This is a genomic window from Vibrio sp. 970 (assembly GCF_033339075.1).
On sequence record NZ_JAWOTW010000004.1, the window covers coordinates 323664 to 342037 of the forward strand.

At 44.6% G+C, this 18374-nt stretch carries 15 protein-coding genes; 6 read left to right on the forward strand and 9 right to left on the reverse strand.

The features are described from left to right. Window positions 1–179: 179 nt before the first annotated feature. Window positions 180–875 carry a DUF2786 domain-containing protein gene (locus R7Q11_RS08470; RefSeq protein WP_005377954.1) on the reverse strand — a complete coding sequence of 232 codons (696 nt, stop codon included), beginning with the start codon at window positions 873–875 and terminating at the stop codon, window positions 180–182. 208 nt (window positions 876–1083) lie between these two features. Further along, window positions 1084–1764 (reverse strand): DUF3334 family protein, encoded by a 681-nt coding sequence (locus R7Q11_RS08475; protein WP_005377953.1) that lies wholly within the window; start codon window positions 1762–1764, stop codon window positions 1084–1086. 261 nt (window positions 1765–2025) lie between these two features. On the opposite strand from R7Q11_RS08475, the gene R7Q11_RS08480 reads away from it, so the two are divergent. Together R7Q11_RS08480 and R7Q11_RS08485 are read left to right on the forward strand one after the other, a co-directional pair. Next, on the forward strand, window positions 2026–5061 hold the full coding sequence (locus tag R7Q11_RS08480) for an FAD-binding and (Fe-S)-binding domain-containing protein (RefSeq protein WP_138939963.1): 3036 nt from the start codon (window positions 2026–2028) through the stop codon (window positions 5059–5061). Window positions 5062–5134: 73 nt separating this feature from the next. Then, window positions 5135–5596: a methyltransferase family protein gene (locus R7Q11_RS08485; protein WP_054576439.1), complete on the forward strand. Its 462-nt coding sequence runs from the start codon at window positions 5135–5137 to the stop codon at window positions 5594–5596. A gap of 110 nt (window positions 5597–5706) precedes the next feature. Here R7Q11_RS08485 and R7Q11_RS08490 read toward each other — a convergent pair whose 3' ends face one another. The 6 genes from R7Q11_RS08490 to hutC all read right to left on the reverse strand — a co-directional run bounded on the left by R7Q11_RS08490 (window position 5707) and on the right by hutC (window position 13184). Further along, window positions 5707–6432 (reverse strand): DUF3581 domain-containing protein, encoded by a 726-nt coding sequence (locus tag R7Q11_RS08490; protein ID WP_017821813.1) that lies wholly within the window; start codon window positions 6430–6432, stop codon window positions 5707–5709. A gap of 334 nt (window positions 6433–6766) precedes the next feature. Beyond that, window positions 6767–8302: a histidine ammonia-lyase gene (gene hutH, locus R7Q11_RS08495; RefSeq protein ID WP_054866110.1), complete on the reverse strand. Its 1536-nt coding sequence runs from the start codon at window positions 8300–8302 to the stop codon at window positions 6767–6769. Between the two features lie 11 nt (window positions 8303–8313). Further along, window positions 8314–10011, reverse strand: coding sequence for a urocanate hydratase (gene hutU / locus R7Q11_RS08500; protein ID WP_054578031.1), 1698 nt, complete (start codon window positions 10009–10011; stop codon window positions 8314–8316). 73 nt (window positions 10012–10084) lie between these two features. After that, complete coding sequence (gene hutG / locus R7Q11_RS08505; RefSeq protein WP_054576440.1) at window positions 10085–11095, reverse strand: formimidoylglutamase; 1011 nt, start codon at window positions 11093–11095, stop codon at window positions 10085–10087. A 1-nt stretch (window position 11096) separates the two neighbouring features. After that, window positions 11097–12347 (reverse strand): imidazolonepropionase, encoded by a 1251-nt coding sequence (gene hutI / locus R7Q11_RS08510; protein WP_054576441.1) that lies wholly within the window; start codon window positions 12345–12347, stop codon window positions 11097–11099. Between the two features lie 129 nt (window positions 12348–12476). Further along, a complete protein-coding gene (gene hutC / locus R7Q11_RS08515) occupies window positions 12477–13184 on the reverse strand; it encodes a histidine utilization repressor (RefSeq protein ID WP_005385493.1) in 708 nt (235 codons plus the stop codon). Window positions 13185–13432: 248 nt separating this feature from the next. Here hutC and R7Q11_RS08520 point away from each other — a divergent pair, with 248 nt between their 5' ends. Further along, window positions 13433–14176 carry a sporulation protein gene (locus R7Q11_RS08520; RefSeq protein WP_225466355.1) on the forward strand — a complete coding sequence of 248 codons (744 nt, stop codon included), beginning with the start codon at window positions 13433–13435 and terminating at the stop codon, window positions 14174–14176. A 6-nt stretch (window positions 14177–14182) separates the two neighbouring features. Here R7Q11_RS08520 and R7Q11_RS08525 read toward each other — a convergent pair whose 3' ends face one another. Further along, window positions 14183–15160 carry a DUF3187 family protein gene (locus R7Q11_RS08525; RefSeq protein ID WP_025766827.1) on the reverse strand — a complete coding sequence of 326 codons (978 nt, stop codon included), beginning with the start codon at window positions 15158–15160 and terminating at the stop codon, window positions 14183–14185. A 404-nt stretch (window positions 15161–15564) separates the two neighbouring features. On the opposite strand from R7Q11_RS08525, the gene thrS reads away from it, so the two are divergent. The 3 genes from thrS to rpmI all read left to right on the forward strand — a co-directional run bounded on the left by thrS (window position 15565) and on the right by rpmI (window position 18363). Next, window positions 15565–17493 (forward strand): threonine--tRNA ligase, encoded by a 1929-nt coding sequence (gene thrS / locus R7Q11_RS08530; RefSeq protein ID WP_005395892.1) that lies wholly within the window; start codon window positions 15565–15567, stop codon window positions 17491–17493. A gap of 3 nt (window positions 17494–17496) precedes the next feature. Next, window positions 17497–18048 carry a translation initiation factor IF-3 gene (gene infC, locus R7Q11_RS08535; RefSeq protein WP_080276913.1) on the forward strand — a complete coding sequence of 184 codons (552 nt, stop codon included), beginning with the start codon at window positions 17497–17499 and terminating at the stop codon, window positions 18046–18048. Window positions 18049–18168: 120 nt separating this feature from the next. Next, entirely contained in the window at window positions 18169–18363 is a 195-nt protein-coding gene (gene rpmI, locus R7Q11_RS08540; RefSeq protein WP_005377932.1) for a 50S ribosomal protein L35, read from the forward strand. The last annotated feature ends 11 nt before the right edge of the window (window positions 18364–18374 follow it).

The window sequence follows — 18374 nt, forward strand, 5'->3', positions numbered from 1 at the left end:
AACCATGCCTCATAATGGGATGCGAATTATGAATAAACAAGCATTAATATTTGTTATGAGAAAGTAAGATTGATAAGAGTTTCTGTAAGAAAATTCCTATCAATACTGCCAAAGCTCTCAAAGTAAGCCCTATAGACATCGAAGTCATGGGTGCTTATGTGAATCCTTTACTATTCTGGCTATTTCGATGAATCGCCCAACATTTTGCGTGCTTGTTCGCCGCCCACTCCACGGTTAACTGAAACCTTTCTACCTTTCTTTAAGCCCACTTCGTAGTCTTCAGTTAGGTTTTTCATCGCTTCTTTCAATTGCTTCTTGAACGTTTCGCGGTCAATGTTTTGGAATTCTTTATCAATATAGTCATTAATTTTATTGGCCGACTCTTCATCTGGAGAAATAATTGGCAATTTTTCAATCGCGCCTTCCACCCAGCCAGATACAAATGAGTTCACACGGCGAGTCACTTCCTGAGAAGAGGTGCCGGTGCCAGCAAAGCTGTTTCGGAATTGTCCGGTACTTTCGTTCATCTCGCGATAAACAATATCGAAAGCAAATGCAGCAAAAATAGCGCGATCTGCTTCACCGATAAATTCGACACGTTTGAGCCCTTTGTGATTCAACAATACTGCTTCGACACCGAATTTTGTGTTAATGCCGCGAATCACTCGCAATATGGTAGAACTGATGTTCGCTGGTAGCAGATGAGAAGATTGTGTTTTTCCCATTCTGATGAACTCAATATCGTCTTTATCGAGACCATATTTAAGCATGAGGCGATGTGCCATTTTGATAGCATTGGCAGCCTCATTAACATTAGCGGAATTGCCCAGTTCTAAGCACTTGGCGATTTTTTTCAGAGCTTTTTGTTTATCCATCGACAACCAGTAACGAAAGCAGAAAATTTATGAAGTCAGATATATTACCTTTTTTGACATAAAAACGAAATACAAGGTGGGACTGAAGATAATTTCTGCACATAAAAAGAAGCCTCGCATTAAGCGAGGCTGGCGTTTTAGTTCGTCGTAATCAGTATGAAGCCGTACTTGTGTCTAAGAAGCCATTCTTCATTAAGATTCGTTAGAATTACAACCCGAGCTGGTTGAGCAAGTCATCGGCATCATCGTTTGATCCCAACGATTTAGATTCTTTCTCAGCCAACTGTTTACGTGTTGCCTCTAAAATGTCGTCTGGGTTTTCGTCTTCAGCAACTTCAAACTCTTCCAGTTGGATGAACTCAGTTTTATCCATTGCTAGCTCGAGATAGAAAATATTGTTGTTTTCGGTGGAGAACGTCACTCTGCGCGCTTGAGGGCGGTCAAGGTTGGTATCAACTTGTAAGATAACTTGCTTATTCAGCGCCAGCATTTTTGGTTGGTTTTGTGTGATGTTCGTTTGCAGGTCTTTACGAATTTTATTAGTGAAGTCTCCGACCAGTTGATTCATGAGTTCACCCAGAACATCGCCTACCTCGTCAGAAGTATGAGATATTGCCAGTTCTTCTTCTGGCATGCCCATATTACGCATGTAGTTGGTGTAGATCTCCAGTGCGGCTTTTGCCGTAAAATTAATCACAACTAGCCCGGTAAATCCGCCATCAAACAGAACAAAACAGCCAAAATCTGGTTTGAGGCTAGTCTTGTGGATTTTTTGCACCATTGCTGAATAATTTACTTGAGAAGATGTCGCCGAAGTAAGTACGCCAGAAACAGACTGGCAAAGTTTGAGAAGGATATCTTCAGTGGTCACAATTTTATTTTTTTTCATTCTGAAAACTCATCTAGAAACGCGATTCGTTCCCCAATGTAAGGCATCAAGCGTGAAAAAATAAAGCATAAGTTTAATTATTGTATCGAGATTCTGATTTGCTCGTCTTTTTAAATGTTGTAAAGTGACGAAATTCAAAGAATATTACTTCACTAACTCTTTTGTGGTGTTTTTTCGCTTAGCGCCAATTTGTATGAGAAGTGAGCAAATGATTACACAACCCGCAGCTGATCGGATCAGCGTCGTAGGGGCAGGAAGCAAATGTTACCAAGATTACACTCGCAAACTGATGTCGATCCTCTTGTTCTTAGTTTTCTGAAAGAGCTTGAGCACGCCGGATTCACTGGTGATATCGAAAGCCAATATTCAAGTCGACTAGCGGTTGCCACTGACAACAGTGTTTACCAGCAACTTCCTCAGTCTGTCGTTCATCCCAAAACGACAGAAGATGTTTCTCTCCTCGGGAAACTGAGCAATAAAGAAAAGTACGAACGAATTACCTTTTCACCTCGTGGTGGCGGCACGGGGACCAATGGTCAGTCGCTAACCAAAGGTATTGTGGTGGATATGTCTCGCCACATGAACAAAGTGCTTGAGATTAATGAGAAAGAAGGCTGGGTTCGTGTACAAACTGGTGTAGTGAAAGACCAGTTAAATGACGCAGTTCGCCCTTATGGCTACTTCTTCTCTCCAGACTTATCTACCAGTAACCGTGCAACGATTGGCGGCATGGTCAACACCGATGCTTCTGGTCAAGGTTCTCTGAAATACGGGAAAACATCCGATCATGTTTTGTCGCTACAAGCGGTGTTTGCTGATGGCTCAGTTTTAGAATCAGATCTGTCCAACGGCTACCCAAAAGAAGGCGAGTTTGCTGCCAAGGCGCTACGAGTAACGGAATCCGTATGTCGTGAAAAACGCCAGCAGATCGTAGATAAGTTTCCTCCTCTTAACCGATTTTTAACGGGCTACGATTTAAAAAATGCCTTGAATGAAGACGACGACCGTTTCGATATCACACGAGTACTGTGCGGCGCGGAAGGTTCATTGGCATTTATTACCGAAGCAAAGCTTAACCTGACGCCAATTCCGAAAGCACGTACTTTGGTTAACGTTAAATACAACAGCTTTGATTCTGCACTGCGTAATGCACCGTTTATGGTAGAGGCGAAAGCGCTGTCTGTAGAAACCGTTGACTCAAAAGTGCTTAATCTCGCGAAGCAAGATATCGTTTGGCACACCGTGAGCGATTTACTTACCGATGTTCCAAATAAAGAGATGCTTGGCATCAATATGGTGGAATACGCAGGTCAGGACGAAGAGGAAGTTGCTGCTCAGGTTGCAGCGTTGACCGCCAAGCTCGATACCATGTTGGAAACAGAAGAAGCGGGCATTATCGGCTACCAAGTTTGTAATGATGTAGCGAGCATTGGGCGTATTTACAACATGCGTAAAAAAGCGGTGGGTTTGTTAGGCGCAGCAAAAGGTCGTGCTAAACCGGTCGCATTCGCTGAAGATACCTGTGTGCCACCAGAAAACCTGGCGGACTTTATTGTAGAGTTTCGAGAGCTGTTAGACAGCAAGTCTCTGAATTACGGCATGTTTGGTCACGTCGATGCTGGGGTGCTTCACGTACGTCCTGCGTTGGATTTGTGTGACCCGCACCAAGAAGCATTGATGCACGAAGTGTCTGATGAAGTGGTCAAGCTGGTGGCGAAATACGGTGGTTTGATGTGGGGTGAACACGGCAAAGGTTTCCGTTCAGAATATGGCCCTGAGTTTTTCGGCGACGAGTTGTTTACTGAACTGAGACGTGTGAAAGCGGCATTCGATCCACACAACAAAATGAACCCGGGCAAAATCTGTACACCGCTGGATAGTGATGCAGAGCTTGTCAAAGTTACCGATACCAAACGTGGTTACTATGACCGTCAGATTGACGTTCAAGTACGTGACAGCTTTAAACAAGCGATGGAATGTAACGGTAACGGTTTGTGTTTTAACTACGATACTAGCTCGCCAATGTGTCCATCGATGAAAGTAACAGCCGATCGTCGTCATTCACCGAAAGGTCGTGCGGGTTTGGTTCGCGAGTGGTTGCGTCAGCTCACTGAACAAGGCATTGATATCCTTGACTTAGAAAAGCAAACGCTAGAAAACAGAACATCAATCAAAACCATGATTGACCGTGTACGTCATTCTATCAATCGTCGTCACGAATACGATTTCTCCCACGAAGTGTATGAAGCGATGAATGGTTGTTTGGCGTGTAAAGCATGTGCGAGCCAGTGTCCGATTAAAGTCGATGTTCCGAGTTTTCGCTCACGCTTTTTAAACATCTATCACTCTCGTTATCAACGTCCTGCAAAAGACTATCTGGTTGCGAACATTGAGACTATGCTGCCGATGATGGCAAAAGCGCCAGGTGTCGTAAATGGTGTTTTGAAGCAGTCGTGGGTGAAAAGTTTAACGGCATCTACGGTCGGGTATGTCGATGCGCCGTTGTTATCAGTACCCACCTTGAAACAACGAGTAGAGTCGCTGACAACGCCTTATGATCTGCAAGCGCTCAGTGGTTTGTCTTCGTCTGAAAAGAGCAAGCATGTTTTAATTGTTCAAGACCCATTCACTAGTTACTACGACGCTGATGTCGTTGAAGACTTCGTTAAGTTATTGAAAAAGCTGGGTATGAATCCGGTGCTTCTGCCGTTTAAGCCGAATGGTAAAGCACAACACATTAAAGGGTTTTTACGTCAGTTTAAGGACACAGCAGCCGACACAGCGAAGTTCTTGGCGATGGTAGCGGATCTGGATATTCCATTAGTTGGCGTCGATCCTGCTTTGGTGCTGTGTTATCGAGATGAATACGCTGAAGTGCTTGGCAGTAAGCGAGGTAATTTCGATGTACTAACAGCCCACGAATGGCTTTACCCAAGACTAGAAGCGTTTGAAAGCGGAGAGCATAAGGCGCAGGAACCTTGGTATCTGTTTGCGCACTGTACTGAGAAAACCAAAATGCCAAATGCGGAAAAAGAGTGGGGCGCTATTTTTGCTCACTTTGGTGCAGTTTTGAATACGGTACCTGTTGGTTGTTGTGGTATGGCGGGTACGTTTGGTCATGAGGTTGATAAGTTGTCGATGTCGAAAGATATTTACAATTTAAGCTGGAAGCCAAGCTTAGATAAGTTGGATAACGAGAGATGTTTGATTACAGGCTATTCTTGCCGCAGCCAAGTGAAACGCTTTGAAGGAACGAAGCCCAAGCATCCCGTTCAGGCATTGTTAACTTTGTTGTAATCGGACTAGATCAAGCCCAGTTTTACTGGGCTTTTTAGAAACCGTATTTAGACCCTTTCAAAGGATATGAATCTTGAGAAAACTTGAACTCAAAGTCCCACCTGTTGTGGTGTTTTTGCTAGTCATACTTTTGATGTACGGACTTAAAGTTTTGACGCCGAGCATGAACATTCGAGTACCCTTTGTTGAATTTGTAGTAGGTGTATTAACTTTGTTGTCTGGCTACATGGGCATTGCTGGCGTGTATGAATTTCGCAAAGTAAAAACCACAGTGAACCCAGTAAAACCTGAAGCGGCATCTTCTGTTGTAAGAACTGGTGTGTTTGCCTTTTCACGCAACCCTATGTACATGGCATTATTGCTTCTAATCATAGCAACTGGTTTGTGGTGGCAGCACTTGAGTGTGGTGCTTTGTGGCGTGATATTTGTCAGTTATATGAATCGGTTTCAAATCAAGCCTGAGGAACGCGTTTTAGAGCGATTGTTTGGTGAAGAGTATGTGGATTATAAAAACCATGTTCGTCGTTGGCTCTAAGCATTGCGTTTAGTTTTGTTTGGATGAGACATAAAAAGAAAGCCCAACGGTCGACGTTGGGCTTTCTTTTAGTAAACACGTTTTTTGTGCGCTTCTGATAGGGCAGTCTACTAGGCTGCCTTAACGAACTTTGCTAGGAATGCATCCTTACGTTCATTAAAGCGGCGTACAAGGTCATCAACCGCTTCTTGGTCATATGGCTTCAAGCCACTTGCAACCATGCGCTTAATACCTTTACCAACGACTTCACCGTCTTCTTTAAACGCAAAGTTTAAGGTGACTACACCTCGTTTTCCTTCTACGTCGAATGTTGCGCCAGTGAAATCCACCTCTGGATGCGTAAGGTCTAAGCGTGAAAATTCGACTTCCATGCTTTCATAAATAACTAATGGACGCTGGCAGTTGATCATCATTTGCTTCTCTTCCATAAGAGGAACCATGATGTGAGGGAAGTTCATACCAGAAAATTGCACGTAATTTGTCACTACATGCTCAATAAATGCCGGATCGTGGTTAGTTTCACCTTCACGGGACATGTGTAAGTATTCTTTACCTGCCTCGTCAACAACAGCGCTTTCTTTGTCACACTTATTTTCAATATGAAGTGCTACACCATCGTTTACCATGCCAGAGAAGTTAAAACGCATCTTTTGGCTAACGCCTTCTTTACTGAGAAGCACAGCGAAAAGTAAATCCCCAGGGACACAAAAGCGTTTGTTGTCTTCATCATGAATTGGGTTGTAGTCACCTGCGACACGTTTTGCAAAGTGGCTTGCTTGTTCGCGAGTGAACTGAAACTGGTGATTAGTGTTTGAAAAATAAGGTGTTAGAAACATAATTTTTACGTAGTAACCAAAACTGTGTGGGATTATATGCGAATATCTGCGTAGCAATGGTCCATCCAGTGAAAACTTCACCGTATCCTAACAATAAGACACTATTTCGGCGGATAAACCGTTAAAAACGCATACTTTAGCAACGCTTTTATTTGTGAAAACAATAAACAACGACCTTTTCGCTCGCCTATCTTGTAAAGTATAGCCATCAAAGTAGACAGGCGTTCATAAATAGTGCCATCAATATGTTTAATCGTATATAAAAAGGCTCCACGCAGAACGTAGAGCCTTCAAGTCATTATCTGTTTATTCGATGAAATCCAGTTATGCTTGGTTATTGAACACTTGGTAACAAGCTCTCTGGCATGAGCGTGTTGTGAATAGCCAGCTTAAGCAGAGTATTTGCCTGTTCAATGTCTGGAGCAAAGTAGCGATCTTTATCGTAGAACGATACTTTTTCACGCAACATTTGTTTCGCAATCTCAATACGCTCAGAGGACTTGTTTGGCGCTCTAAAGTCTAGGCCTTGTGCTGCTGAGAGGTATTCGACAGCCAGAATACCGCGAGTGTTTTCGCCCATTTCTTTCAATCTGCGAGCCGCGAATGTTGCCATTGAGACGTGATCTTCTTGGTTTGCAGATGTTGGCAAGCTGTCTACTGACGCTGGGTGAGCGAGTGTTTTGTTTTCACTTGCTAACGCAGCGGAGGTAACCTGAGCAATCATGAAACCAGAGTTCACACCACCATTGTCGACTAAGAACGGTGGCAGTTTTGATAGCGCGCTATCGATAAGTAATGCCATACGACGTTCAGACAAGCTGCCGATCTCGGCAATCGCAAGTGCTAGGTTGTCGGCTGCCATTGCAACAGGCTCCGCGTGGAAGTTACCGCCAGAGATGATGTCACCATCTTCAGCAAACACCAACGGGTTATCTGATACGGAATTCGCTTCTACTTGTAGTACTTCCGCCGCATTGCGGATTTGCTGTAAACACGCACCCATCACTTGAGGCTGACAGCGCAAAGAATACGGGTCTTGTACTTTTTCACAGTTAGTGTGCGAATCACCTATTTCACTCGATGTGTCTAACAAATGACGGTATGCGAGTGCTGCGTCCATTTGGCTGCGATGACCACGTACACGGTGAATGCGCGGATCGAATGGACGTCGGCTGCCGAGAGCGGCTTCAACAGACATTGCACCACAAACGGTTGCTGACGCGAAAAGGTCTTCCGCGATAAACAGGCCTTCCAATGCGAACGCTGTGGATGCCTGAGTCCCATTTAGTAGCGCTAAGCCTTCTTTTGGCGCCAGAGTGATAGGCTCTAGACCTGCGATTTTTAAAGCTTCTTGCCCGGAAATGATATTACCGTTGTGGCGAGCTTGTCCTTCTCCCAGTAATACTGTGCTCATATGGGCTAGAGGAGCTAAGTCACCTGATGCGCCAACAGAGCCCTTTTTAGGTACGCAAGGGTAAACTTGTGCGTTGACTAGGTCGGTCAGCATATTAATGACTTTTAGGCGAATCCCAGAAAAGCCACGAGACAGACTATTGATTTTTAATACCATCATCAGACGAACCGTTTCATCTGACATAAACTCACCGATACCTGCCGCATGAGAGAGAACGATACTGCGTTGCAGTGTTTCTAAATCTTCTGGTGCTATTCGTGTGTTAGCCAATAGCCCAAAACCAGTGTTAATTCCGTAAACCGTTCGATCTTCCGCGATGACTCGGTCTACGACCTGTGTGCTTTCTTCAATGGCCGGAATGGCTTCAGGATCCAAAGTAAGGTTGACTGGTGAACGGCTCACTTGGCGTAGTTCGTTTAAGCTAATATGACCTGGCTTTAGCGCTAAATTTAACATCTCTTTCATCCTTACTTGAGCTTCTTCAGTTCTTCGTTGAGCATTGGCAAATCTAGCCCTTGCTCTGCTGCACATTGTTTAGCGATATCGTATCCCGCATCAGCATGACGCATCACGCCTGTTGCTGGGTCGTTATGCAGCACGCGGGCAATACGTTGTGAGGCATCTTCACTGCCGTCACAGCAGATAACCATACCTGAGTGTTGCGAGAAGCCCATACCTACGCCACCGCCGTGGTGCAGTGAAACCCAAGTTGCGCCGCCCGCCGTGTTGAGTAGCGCGTTTAATAATGGCCAGTCTGATACGGCGTCAGAACCGTCCATCATACCTTCGGTTTCACGGTTCGGGCTTGCTACAGAGCCAGAGTCTAAGTGATCTCGACCAATGACAACGGGCGCTTTAAGTTCGCCATTTTTCACCATTTCGTTGAATGCTTGACCAAGACGCTCACGATCTTTAAGACCAACCCAGCAAATACGCGCAGGTAAACCTTGGAACTGGATGCGTTCGCGAGCCATATCTAGCCAGTTATGTAAGTGCGGATTATCTGGAATTAGCTCTTTTACTTTTTGGTCGGTTTTATAAATGTCCTCAGGATCGCCAGAGAGAGCAGCCCAACGGAAAGGACCGATACCTTCACAGAATAGAGGACGAATGTAGGCTGGAACGAAGCCAGGGAAATCAAATGCGTTTTCTACGCCTTCTTCCAAGGCCATCTGGCGGATGTTGTTACCGTAGTCGAGTGTTGCGGCGCCGCGATTTTGCAGCTCTAACATCGCTTGAACTTGCACAGCCATGGATTTTTTCGCTGCTTTTACGACCATTGCTTCATCTTGCAAACGCATTTCTGCTGCGTGAGACATGCTCCAGCCTTGTGGTAAATAGCCATTGAGCGGGTCGTGTGCAGACGTTTGGTCTGTTACTACATCAGGCGTGATATTACGTTCTACCAGCTCAGAGAAAACGTCTGCTGCATTACCTAGTAGACCAACCGATACTGGTGTGTCTGACTCTTTAATGATAGCTAGCGCTTCATCTAAAGAAGTCGCTTTCTTATCGACATAGCCTGTACGTAGGCGGTAATCGATACGTGACTCATCACACTCTACTGCAATCATGGAGAAGCCCGCCATTGTACCAGCGAGAGGTTGAGCACCACCCATGCCACCGAGACCACCTGTTAGAATCCAACGGCCCTTTGCTTCACCGTCAAAGTGTTTTTTTGCAACAGATACGAACGTTTCGTATGTGCCTTGTACGATACCTTGCGAGCCAATGTATATCCAGCTGCCAGCGGTCATTTGGCCGTACATCATCAAGCCTTGTTTATCGAGCTCGTTGAAGTGTTCCCAGTTTGCCCAATGCGGAACAAGGTTTGAGTTTGCGATAAGCACGCGTGGAGCATTTTTATGAGTAGGGAAAACACCAACAGGCTTGCCTGATTGAACTAAAAGCGTTTGGTCATCTTCGAGTCTTTCAAGTACTTCAACAATCTTGTCGTAACATTCCCAGTTTCGCGCTGCTCGGCCAATGCCGCCATATACAACCAGTGAATGTGGATGTTCTGCAACATCAGGATCAAGGTTGTTCATCAGCATACGAAGAGGGGCTTCGGTTAGCCAAGATTTTGCGCGCAGTTTATCTCCGTGAGGTGCACGAATTGTTCTGCTTGTATCAAGTCGTGGATCTTGTCCCTGGCGCTGTGTCATTTCAGACTCCTTTAGTTTCTCGTGATGACCAAGTACTTGCTTGGTCGTAATAATCAGTGGCATCTGGGATGCATTATGGTTTGTGCTGTTTTTCCGCCATTGCGTTGGCGATATCCCAACACAAACGGGCAGCTAATCGTGCTGTTTGACTATCGACGTCATAATTTGGGTTGTATTCGGCGATATCAGCCAGCATTAACTTATTTTTGTAATGAAGAATTCGATCTAAAAAGGGTGCAATAGTGTCGTAACTCACTCCCCGAGCTGCTGGTGCGCTGACTCCAGGTGCGGTTGCGGCAGGAAATACATCCAGATCAATGGTCAAATAGAGGTAGTCACAGTCGTCAATAAAATGCTGAAGCTGAGTTAAGTGATAACTGTGGTTTAAGTAGCAGAGCTGATTGTCCTCTACATACCAAACATTTAACGCATCTGCTTTTTCAAATAGCGCTTTAGTGTTGCTACTACGGCTTACACCAATACAAGCGTAATGAAAGTCCCAATCGTTACGTTGGCAAAAATGATGAATTTGGTTGAAGGGGGTGCCAGAGCTTGGTCTTATGTCGGTGAGGTTGCTCTCAAATGCGCGCAAATCGAAATGCGCATCGAAATTAATAATGCCGATTTTAGGCTTCTTCTCTGGATGGTGCGCTTTAAAATATTCCGCTAAGCCGGAAAACGAGGCCCACGCAATCTCATGCCCACCACCTAGCACGATGACTGGCGTATGGGGCAGTGCGCTTGAAATGGTTGCTGCACATAGAGCTTGGCTCTCTTCCAGTAAGTCGTCTTCACACACCACAGTACCTAAGTCATATAGTGGGGCGTCTTGGTGCCATGCTAAATTAGCGAGTGCTCGTCGGATTAAGTCTGGCGCTTTTTTCGCGCCAATGCGTCCTTTGTTTCTCGCAACGCCAGCGTCGGTAGCAAAACCGAGTAATGAGACGCCATGCGCAACGGCACGCAACTCATCTGCTTTTTGGCGTTGAACAACGTGATGAATTCGCTGACCAAGCTTGCCGTCCTCGGCATCATGACGGCCTTGCCAATGAAATAGGGGAGAGTGTAGGTCGAATTGAGACATATTATTGGCCTCCGTGTGAAATGTATTCACCATTTACTATACGACCTACCAGACGTTTTGCTCCGACTTGATAGCTTAAATCCGCAGGGCTTTCGATATCCCAGATAGAGAAGTCCGCATCAAACCCTACTTTGATTTCGCCACGTGAGTTTTGATAACCCAGAGCTTTGGCTGCATGTTGCGTTACACCACGCAATGCTTCTTGCGGTGTAAGGCGAAATAGCGTGCACGCCATATTCAGCATGAGTGTGAGATCAGAAAATGGTGATGTACCTGGGTTGACGTCCGTAGCAATTGCCATCGGCACGTTATGCTCTCTCAACAACTCAATCGGTGGTAACTGAGTTTCTCTTAGAAAATAAAAAGCGCCAGGCAATAGAGTGGCGACGGTGTTTGATCGAGCAAGTGCTTTAACACCTTGCTCATCTAAAAACTCGATGTGATCCGCTGACAGACCGTTGTATTGCGCAGTGAGGGCTGTACCACCGAGATTAGAAAGTTGCTCAGTATGCCCTTTAACCTTTAAGCCGTGGCGTTTTGCAGCTACAAACACTTTTTCTGTTTGTTCAAGATTGAAACCAATCGATTCACAAAAAACATCGACACTCGTAGCTAATTCTTCCTTTGCGACAACAGGGATTATGTCCTGACAAATGTGCTCAATATAATCATCTGCACGACCTTGGAACTCTGGCGGAATGGCGTGAGCGGCGAGAAGTGTAGTGGTGATTTTAACTTTGCGCTCTTGTTCAAGCATTTTGGCTGCACGGAGCATTTTTATTTCATCATTCAGTGTCAATCCGTAGCCTGATTTCACTTCGACAGAAGTGACGCCGCTCGCGAGTAGCCCGTCTAAACGTGGCAACGCTAACTCAACTAATTGCGCTTCGGTTGCTGAACGCGTCGCATGCACCGTTGAAAGTATCCCACCGCCTTGTTTGGAAATTTCTTGATATGGCACGCCGTTTAAGCGCATTTCAAATTCGTTGGCACGATTGCCCGCGTAAATAAGATGAGTGTGGCAGTCGATCAAACCTGGCAGAACTAACTTGCCTTGAAGGTCGATACTCTGAGCGTAATGTTGGGCAGACAGCAGAGACTCGGTTTGCGGTGCGTCTTCACCAATGGCACAAGTACTGATCGCAACGATTTTTCCAGATTTAATACCAATGCGCGCTGGAGGCGTTGGAAGGTATCCGCATTCTCCCGATTGCATGGTAACTAGACGTGCGTTTTCAATCAGCAAATCCATGTTTGTGTCCCTGTGTTTATTTGTATCATTAAATGTATATACAAATAAATAGAGCAAAATAAGAACACTGACAAGATTGATGTTGCTAAAATGTGATCAAAACGTAGATCTAGAGGATAAATCTTGTCCTTAAATGAGCACTTTTGAGCTCAGCTTATATTTGTTACCAGGGTGATAAAGTAGGGCGGTACTGACTAACTTATCTTGGCTCCACGTTCTGCGATTCAAGAGAAGGCAAGGTTCATTGGCTTGCATTTTTAAGTCTTGCTTAATACGGCTTTCAGGCACAATTGCCTCTACAGTATGTTCTATCGCGCTGAGTGGGCAATTATCTGACAGGTATTGATTTGGAGTGATTTGTGTGAAGTCTTGATTTAAATAACTCGGGGCATATTGGCTATTCACCCAGCGGAGCTCCAATTGAATCGGCGTTTGGTCTTCATAGTGAATAATTTCACTGTAAAACACTGTCGTGCCTAGCATAACGCCGAGTTTTGTCGCAATGTTGTCATCTGCTTTTATGGCAATCTGTTTGAGCACTTTACTGCCATACTTTCGCCCTCTATCGCTGACTTCTTCGGCAATGTTTCGAATGTCTAGCAGGGGAGATTCTGACTTTTCACCAGGATCACACACGAACGTGCCTAAGCGTGGGCGACGTTGTAATCGGCCCTCATTTACTAAATCCCGAATTGCTTTGTTCACTGTCATTCTACTGACACCAAATTGCTCGGTAAGCTCAATCTCGGTGGCGATGCGATGACCAACTACCCACTCTCCAGCATCAATTTTATCCAGGATAAATTGTTTAATTTGAATGTAGAGTGGTGCAGACATAATGATTTCCCTTTATTTGACTATACAAATACTGCTTAATTTAGGTACAAATTGCAAACATTTCTCGACGAATGTACCGCTTAGTGACCGAACAATCCTATAGCAGGGCTGAATGACTCTTGCTGCTGAGCATTATTTGGCTTGATGATTGAATTCAAACATTTTCTTGTGGTCTATTGCTTGCACAGCAGAAAACAATTGTGTAAACAAACGATTATTAGAAGAAAAGTCGCTAAAAAAGGAAAAATATGTTTAAAAAATTGAAAGCATCACTGGGGATCGGCTCTGCAAAAGTAGATACCATTTTGGACGAAATGAGCGTGTTTCAAGGAGCGACGCTGAAAGGGCAGGTTCATATCAAAGGTGGAGACGTCGAACAACAAATTGATGCTATTACGATTAAATTGAACACGGAAATGAAAGTCGAAGTGGATGATAGCGTAAGTTATCAAACCTTCACTATCGATCAATTGAAAGCAGTTGACCCTTTTGTGATTCAACCTAATGAAGAAAAGCAGGTTCCGTTTGAGCTAAAACTGCATGATGAAACGCCAATTACTGCGGTTAGCGCACTTAAGAATCAATGTCATGTTTGGGTCGAGACGACGTTAGATATTGATTTTGCGATTGACCCGCGTGACCGTGACTATATTGAAGTGAAACCACTACCAGTAGCATCTCGGGTTATTCAAGCGATCGAGCAAGCTGGCTTCACTATGGTTAAAGCCGATGTTGAAAAAGGCTTTTTGCGCGGTGGCTCGTTTGCCTCTCGCTCTGGTATTTATCAAGAGCTAGAGTTCCGTAACAACGGCTTTATCTCATCAAAAGAAATTGAGCTCTCTTTTATTCTGGAAGGGCAGGTCATGCATTGTTTGGCAGAGATTGACCGTTCGCTCAGTTTGGCTGGTGACCAATATCGCTCGTTTACGTTGCCGATCAATGCAACCGATGCTCAAGTCGCTGCCGCGGTTGCACCAACGCTAAATCTATAGTTCTCATCAACTTGATGAGAATATGTACCGATATCCTATTGTGAAAGCGATATCGGTACTGTTATCCATGTTTCGTGCGTTCTCTACGGCTAAAAACTCAAGCGCGGAGTTTTCCATTAGATATCGATAGCCTAATACCAGTTCATTAGAGGCATCAGCAAACTCTGTGGGTCCTTCTGTTGAGCCTTGATACCAATGATATTCCAACATCAGGTGATGGTTATCTTCTAAGGCATAACGGTACCCACCTGCAATGGCAATCGTATTATGTCGATAAGGCAGATCGAGCAAGGCACGGTCATCCGAACGAAAAGTCATGCCAATCATCGAATAAAATGCATGAGCATCACTTAAGTAGCTGTAGTTTAATTGGAAGCCTTGCTCGAAACTGCTGCCTTGAAAAGTGCCGTGAGCCACATCGTTAAAATACAAACTGCCGCCAATCGATAGGCCGTGATGTTCATTTTGGAACACTTGATACTGTAAGTAAGTAGATAGGTTATTGGCCAGTGTTTGTCCTTCGAAATCATCTTCAAGCACATCATATTGCGGCATTGAAATGTAAAAACGATCTCTGTCTACTTTATCCCGCCCATTTTGTCCGATACCGAAAAGTTTATGGAAGCTTTTCGTCAGTCCATCTAAATGGTTGTCAGCGGCAAAGACCCATCGATAGTTGAGCTCCCACTGCCAACGGTTGCTGACTTGCCATTTGCTGCCTAATTCGATTTGATTGTGGTAATAATCCAGTGCGTATTCATCAGTATGAGCCCAAACACTTGCCACGGTTCCTGAACCATAGGCTTCGACAAAACCATAGGGCAGACTATGTCCTGAACGCAGTATGTTGGTGTGACTAACCACTTGCATTGGGGATTGTGCGTAAGAACGCAGCGGGCCATATAAGTCATTTGATGCGAAGGCTTGCAAAGAACATATCGAGGTGCTTAGAAGCACCATAAAGCGCGATTTGAAATAGACCATGATGAATACCTACATACAAACTACTCTATAAAACAACTATATACCTAAATCGCACGTTGAGCTCTCGCCCAGCGTGTTAGGCTTTGTATCGGTTCACACGTAATAGGGGATATTGTAATTTGTTGTGTAAGTTCATTGAGGGGCAATTCCATTCATCAGCTATGCGGTCTCTTAAAAAAAGCATGATCAGATTGTAGTGACGGGTCTGCGGTTAAGTTCTTATGACAAAACAAAATCGCGCTTTGCATTCTAAATGTGAGCTAGGTACAATCCCATTTTCGATAACGGTCCGGTATTCGTGTTACCGAGAGGCCTTTATTGACTCTCAACTATTTTCAACAAATAGCTTCTAATTTGAATAACATGTGTTGCTTGGTGTGCAACACCACTGTAAAGGACATAGCATGCCTATTATTACTCTTCCTGACGGCAGTCAGCGTCAATTTGACAACCCAGTTTCTACTATGGAAGTTGCGCAATCGATCGGTCCTGGTCTTGCAAAAGCAACTATCGCTGGTCGTGTAAACGGTAACCGCGTTGATGCGTGTGATCTAATTGAAGAAGACGCAAGCCTTGAAATCATCACAGTTAAAGATGAAGTAGACGGTCTAGAAATCGTTCGTCACTCTTGTGCTCACCTTCTTGGTCACGCTCTTAAGCAGCTTTACCCTCAAGCTAAAATGGCGATCGGTCCAACCATCGACAATGGCTTCTACTACGATATCGACTTAGACGAATCTCTAACGCAAGAAGATCTTGAAAAGATTGAAAAGCGTATGAAAGAGCTAGCGAAAACCAAGTACGAAGTGGTTAAGAAAAAAGTAAGCTGGCAGGAAGCGCGTGATACGTTTGAATCACGTGGCGAACCATACAAAGTGGAAATCCTAGACGAAAACGTATCTCGTGATGATCGTCCAGGCCTTTACCACCATGAAGAATACATCGACATGTGTCGTGGTCCTCACGTTCCTAACATGAGCTTCTGTCAACACTTCACTTTGCTGAATGTTGCAGGTGCTTACTGGCGTGGTAACAGCGACAACAAAATGCTTCAACGTATCTACGGTACGGCTTTCCACGACAAGAAAGCACTGAAAGCGCACCTAACTCGCCTAGAAGAAGCGGCGAAGCGTGATCACCGTAAGATTGGTAAGCAACTAGACCTATTCCACATGCAGCAAGAAGCACCGGGTATGGTGTTCTGGCATCACAATGGTTGGTCTATCTTCCGTGATCTAGAAGTATTCATCCGCGCTAAGCTAGATGAGTACGGTTACCAAGAAGTGAAAGGTCCACTTATGATGGACCGTGTTCTTTGGGAACGCTCAGGTCACTGGGATAAATACGCTGATGCAATGTTCACAACTTCTTCTGAGAACCGTGAATACGCAATTAAGCCAATGAACTGTCCAGGTCACGTACAGATCTTCAACCAAGGTCTAAAATCGTACCGCGACCTACCGCTACGTATGGCTGAGTTTGGCTCATGTCACCGTAACGAACCATCTGGTGCACTACACGGTATTATGCGTGTACGTGGCTTTACTCAGGATGACGCTCACATTTTCTGTACTGAGAGCCAAATTCAAGAAGAAGTAACAAACTGTATCAAGATGGTGTACGATACGTACCAAACATTTGGTTTCGACAACATCGTAGTGAAACTGTCTACTCGTCCAGAGAAACGTGTAGGTTCAGATGAAATCTGGGATCAATCTGAAGAAGCATTGAAGCAGTCTCTTGAATCGATGGATATTCCATACGAAATTCAAGAAGGCGAGGGTGCGTTCTACGGTCCTAAGATTGAATTCACACTATACGATTGTCTAGACCGTGCGTGGCAGTGTGGTACTGTCCAGCTAGACTTCAACCTACCAGGTCGCTTAGGTGCAACTTATGTAGGTGAAAACAATGAACGTCTTGTACCGGTAATGATTCACCGTGCGATTCTAGGTTCACTAGAGCGCTTCATCGGTATCCTTATCGAAGAATATGCTGGTTTCTTCCCAACTTGGTTGGCGCCAGAACAAGCAGTTCTTATGAACATTACTGATAAACAGTCAGGTTATGTTCAAGAAATAGTACAAAAACTACAAAAAAGTGGAATTAGAGCTAAAGCGGACTTGAGAAATGAGAAGATTGGCTTTAAAATCCGCGAACATACTTTGAAGCGTGTACCGTATATGCTTGTTGTTGGTGACCAAGAAATGGAAGCTGGCGAAATTGCAGTGCGTACTCGTAAAGGTAAAGATCTTGGTAAATTTAAAGTGGATGATTTTATTGCATACATCCAAGACGAGATCTCTAGCCGTAAGCTCAATCTGGAGGAATAAGCTATTAAAGGCGGAAGACGTGGCCAACAGCCGGTAAAACAAAACCCGCACCGTATCAACGGTGAAATTCGTGGTATTCGTGAAGTTCGACTAACAGGCGCTGACGGTGAATCAGTTGGTGTTGTATCGATTCAAGAAGCCATTGCAGCTGCTGAAGAAGCTGGTATGGATCTCGTTGAGATCAGTCCTAACGCCGAGCCACCTGTTTGTCGTGTGATGGACTATGGTAAGTTCCTCTTCGAGAAGAGCAAAACTGCTAAAGAGCAGAAGAAGAAGCAAAAGCAGGTCCAGATCAAGGAAGTAAAATTCCGTCCTGGAACTGATATTGGAGACTATCAGGTAAAACTACGCAACCTGACGCGTTTCCTTGAAGAAGGCAACAAAGTGAAAGTAACAATTCGCTTCCGTGGCCGAGAGATGGCACACCAAGACATCGGTGTTGACGTTCTAAATCGTCTTAAGGAAGATACTGCAGAAATTGCTGTAGTTGAATCTTTCCCTAAGAAGATTGAAGGTCGCCAGATGATCATGGTGCTAGCCCCTAAAAAGAAGTAATTAACGGCTCATCAAGTAATTAAAACCTAGCCGCTTTCCTTTATATAAAGGCATATGGCTGGGTTTTGTTCGCCCTAATTACGTTGTTTATTAAACCTACTCAATGCGGAGTTATTCATCATGCCTAAGATGAAAACCAACAAAGGTGCTGCTAAGCGTTTTAAGAAAACTGCTGGTGGTATTAAGTACAAGCACGCTACAAAACGTCACATCCTGACTAAGCGTACTACTAAGAACAAGCGTCAACTACGTCCGAATGCAATCCTTCCAAAATGTGAAGTGGCTGCAGTAATCCGTATGTTGCCATACGCTTAATTCTTTTTAGT